The 508-nt window shown below is 43.7% G+C and carries 1 protein-coding gene; it reads left to right on the forward strand.

Going from position 1 to position 508, the window contains the following annotated elements; genetic code table 11:
* The coding region (locus ACS8FC_RS21145; protein WP_439298222.1) for a TGS domain-containing protein at positions 1–508 on the forward strand (508 nt) is incomplete at both ends.

A 508-nucleotide genomic window follows, 5' to 3' on the forward strand; every position in this document is an offset into this window, starting at 1 on the left:
GTGCATTACGAGTATTGGTCAATAACCCTTCAGACTGTTATCACGTCTTAGGCTTGGTACACGGTTTGTGGCGTTATATTCCTGAGCAATTTGACGATTATATTACCAACCCAAAGTCAAACGGCTACCGCTCACTACATACCGCCGTCATTGCCGAAAACAAATCGCTTGAAGTGCAGATTCGTACTCAAGAAATGCACTTTGAAGCAGAGCTTGGCATGTGCGCACATGTCAACTACAAAGAAGGTTTGAAGAATAAAAAAGACAATTACTTAAATCAAAGAATCAGCTCGCTACGTCAGCTACTTTCTATTAACAACGAGACCCGTAATCAGCCACGCTCATCTGTCATGACAGGCGAAGAGCTAGATGACATGGAGTTTGACGAAGAAGAGCAACTCGTTGATTTTGATGAGCTCGAGCGTATCTATATTTTCAGCCGTGACGGCGACATCACCGAGCTACCAAAAGGTGCAACCGTTCTCGATTTTGCCTATTATGTGCATAC

Source organism: Psychrobacter sp. 1Y4, assembly GCF_051847555.1.